Origin of the sequence: Blautia caccae (genome assembly GCF_040095955.1) — a bacterium.
Classification (GTDB): Bacteria; Bacillota; Clostridia; order Lachnospirales; family Lachnospiraceae; genus Blautia; species Blautia celeris.
In genome coordinates, this window is record NZ_JBBMFP010000050.1 from 1 (window position 1) to 4,006 (window position 4,006).

General features: G+C 48.4%; 2 protein-coding genes. Both read right to left on the reverse strand.

Annotation, left to right across the window (positions count from 1 at the left end):
- Nucleotides 1-2,675: VaFE repeat-containing surface-anchored protein (locus WMO65_RS25855; RefSeq protein ID WP_349064818.1), on the reverse strand; the 2,675-nt coding region annotated here is incomplete at its 3' end.
- A 139-nt stretch (nucleotides 2,676-2,814) separates the two neighbouring features.
- Nucleotides 2,815-3,972, reverse strand: a complete 1,158-nt coding sequence (locus WMO65_RS25860) for a hypothetical protein (RefSeq protein ID WP_118594221.1) — start codon at nucleotides 3,970-3,972, stop codon at nucleotides 2,815-2,817.
- Nucleotides 3,973-4,006: the final 34 nt, after the last annotated feature.

Sequence of the window (4,006 nt, forward strand, 5' to 3'; positions counted from 1 at the left end):
GTCTCCTTATCCATCAGGGTTCCTTTTACTGTATATTCCTTCCCCGGGATCAGGTTTTTATAGGCTACGGTATCCACAATCGTGATCTTCTTATTCGCTGCCGCCTCTTTTTTACCTGTTGCTTTATCCTTTGCTGTGGTCCCGATCTTGATACTCTGATAGGTGACCATCTGCCCTTTATCTTCGATATCCTCATGGGCCGCCACTTCACGTCCTTCAAAAAGGAGCTTTTCAAATACCACAATCTTTTTTCCACCAAGGGCGGATCCGTCGAAGGTGAATGCCAGCTCCACACTACCGTCCGCCTTTTCTGCCGTGAATGTCTTCTCCGCTGTTACCACTTTGCCATTTACCTGCAGCTCCTTCTCTGTCTCCTTATCCATCAGGGTTCCCTTTATGGTGTACTCTTTACCCGGGATCAGGTTCTTATACGTCACGGTATCCACGATCGTCACGTCCTTTACCGGGATCCCCTGGCTGCTTTCCGTATCCTTGTCTTTTGCTGTGGTGCCAATTTTGATACTCTGATAGGTGACCGTCTGTCCTTTATCTTCGATATCCTCATGGACTGCCACTTCACGTCCTTCAAAGAGGAGCTTTTCAAACACAACTACTTTTTTACCTGCCAGGGCAGAACCATCAAAAGTAAAGGTGATATCCACGCTGCCATCCGCTTTTTCGGCTGTGAACGTTTTTTCAGCCTTTACTGCTTTTCCGTCCACCTGCAGCTCCTTCTCTGTCTCCTGATCCATCAGGGTTCCCTTTATGGTGTACTCTTTACCCGGGATCAGGTTATAGTAGGAGACGGTATCTATGATGGTCACCTGTTTTGCCGGTATCCCCTCGTTTGTCCCTGTCTGCCCGTCCTTTGCTGTGGTCCCGATCTCGACCTGTTTTTCCAGATCATTTGTTACAGTCCCAAGGTTCACGGTATAGTTATCCCTCTTTATGCTGACATCAAATTTCACCAGCTTATGGCCGGCATTCGCTTCACACTGCAGCTCCTCAATGGTATAAACGCCATATGGGAGTGCCCCTTTTCCGTCATCCGGTTCAGAGCCCCCAAACCAGATCCCATCCTCCGGGGATTCCCCTTTGTTGGTATTCTGTGTATGTTTGTTCCATTCCGCGGCAGTGCTGTAATAACCATTTTCGTCCGTGATGAACACATGAGATTCCCCGGTGAGCTTGTTCGTGATAGAGAATTTCACGTTAGCCATCCGGTCCAGGGTCCCATCCTCAGCCTTGATCAGCTCGATGTCGCCCCGGATCACCTGGTCCGCACTCTCCACCGGATATACCTTGATCTCTTTGGCAGTATCCGATACGGTCACGGGATACTTGTTCCCGTCAAGCAGATAGCCTGCGGGGGCTTTTGTTTCCTTCACGTAATATTTCCCGTGGATCAGGTCTCCGGATACGGCTTTTCCATCCTCGTTCAGGGTAAGTACAGCAGCTTCCTGGTCTTTTTCATAGTCCCGGTTCTTCTCGGCTGCATAGACCGTATACTCTGCCCCGGCAAACCCTTTGTCGCTCGCCTGGCTATCCGGCTTCCCGGTCTCTTTATCGGACTTCTGGATGGAGATCCTGCCGTACACCGGCTGATCCTTACTGCCGACCGTTGCAGTCTCACCAGGTGTTACTTTTACCGGATAAGTGGTCCCATCTATGAAGTACCCTGCCGGGACTTTTGTCTCTTTGACGGTGTAATCCCCGACCGGAAGGTCTTTGAGGATCCCTTCTCCCTTTTTATCCGTAGTGATCGTCCCGGCCTTCTTGCCGGCTGCATCATAAATGGTATATTCTGCGCCGGCCACTGCCTTGCCGCTCTCGGAATCGGTCTTGCTCACCTTGATGTTTCCGGCCTTCTGCCAGGTAACGGATAAACTGGTCGTATGATCAGGATCTCTCCACCTCATAGTAATTAAATCCTGTACCTCGTCATCTGATGTTTTTAAGAACAATGGCTGGCAGTATCCCATGCTGCCTTTTAATATGCCCGTAGAAAAATCAGCAGCCCCATTCAAAGGCGCGGTAAGATAAAAGACATCTCCGCCCTTTACGGTCACTTCACCGCCGGCCTCCTCACCAGTAGTCTTGTTATGCAGCACTACCTGTTCCGGAAGTGAAAAGCTCACTGTGTTCCTGGCATCACCATTCACTGTGACCTCTTCCGTCTTCTGCTGGTCCCCTGTGATACTGGCCGTGATCGATTCTTTGCTGAAATAAATGTTCATGTCCGTAATCAGATGTTCTGCAGCATAGTCTAATAATGGCTGGGCGAGCATCTGTCCGTTTTCATTGTCTCCACTGTACAGGACACTTAATGCAGAGCTTGTCCGCACAATCCCTTCCGCCTCATCTGTGAAGATGTTCCCTTTTCCATCCCACCCATAGTACAGGACTGTTTTGATCATGTCGTTATCATATGGATTCGTTTCAACTAATGTTCCGGTTTCCGGACTAAGTTTACTATGCTCTAAACAATACGCTCTTTCACCATCCACAAAAAAGCTGCCGACCATCCGTCCGGAGAACTCTACAGGCCCTAAATAATCAACCGTTGAGGTTTCTCCTGCAAAAACAGTGGTACTTCCACTTATCATAGTAGTTGCTGCAACGCAAAGGGACATCCCGAATGCCCCTGCTCTCTTTGCAATGTTTTTCCAATGCATGAAAATCTCCTCTCTACTTTTCTTGTTACCTACAACGAGTTTCCAGTTAATAGACCAATGGAATCACCCCCTTTCAAAGAATGCAATAAAAAAACGCATCGAATTAACGATACGTTTTTTCCATAAAATATAGAATAAATCACCAGTCGAAACCTTCTACAGTACCACCTTCCCAGGTTCCACCACCTTTTATATCTCCTCCATCTGTCCAAGTTGTTGTTACTGAAAAACTTTTATGCTCTTCTCCCATATAACCACCTGTTTTCTCACTTTGATTTCCAGATGGACTTTCTTCCGCAGTTCCGCCTGCTGTAGAGCTATCACCGGAAGACTCACTGCCGCCACTACTATAGGATTCAGATCCACCAGACCAGGAGTCTTCATTGCCTGAATATGTTTCACCTTCTGTATATCCGGAGGATGTACCTCCATCGGAATTTGATACCTGAGAGCCTGTGCCGTTCCCGGAAGCTTGTTTTCTCTGCTGTGATTCCTGGACTGCTTTCCGTTCCGCCTCTTCCTGGGCCGTCAGGGTCTGCTCCACGGTGGGAAGGTATCCCAGAAGCTCCGCTTTCAAGGTGTTTTCTGGAAGGCTATTCACGGCCTCCAGGACATCCTGGTACTGTTCACGGGTAACTCCATCCACCATAGCCCCGGTTTCCTTATCATAGATCATAAATACGGCCTCTCTGACGGCCTGCTGGCCTGCAAGGGCGTTCTGTGCTTCATCAACCTTTCCCATGTACTGTGAATAAAAGTCCGGCTTACTGGTCTTTAAGGCCTCCAGGCTGGTTTTCATCTTTGTCAAAAGATGATTGGCATCATCTCCCGGTACAGCCAGCTGACCCTCCGGATAAAGGCTGCCATAAGTTCCTACAATCTCAAACATAGCGGAAATATACTGGAACTCCTTCTCCAGGCTTTCAAATCTGGCTGCCTGCTCCTTGCTGGCATCCGGATCCGCTCCATACGTTTCCTTGAATGCATCCAGTTCCTTCTGTACCGCATCTATCTTATCCTGTGTAAGTCCATCCGCCGGCATCTTCATGTCCTCATTGGCATATAAGGCTATCATATTCTGTTCAATCGTATCCAGCTGTTTCTCTATTTCGGCCCTGGCTTCTGCAGCACGCTCCCGCTCTGCCTTCTCTGCAGCTTCTTTCTTTTCCTGCTCTATCTGCACCTGTTCCTGCCTCGTCTGCTCCTGTTGATAATTATATGCATATACAGCGCCACCGCTAATTCCTATTACTGCAACTGCAGTCACTGCCAGAAAAGTCATTTTTTTCTTTGTCATACTGTCCCTCCTTTGAGAATCTTTCTATACATTA

What these genes read in the sequence shown, in the direction of transcription:
- WMO65_RS25860 (WP_118594221.1), bottom strand. Translation starts at nt 3,972, where the DNA reads ATGACAAAGAAAAAAATGACTTTTCTGGCAGTGACTGCAGTTGCAGTA.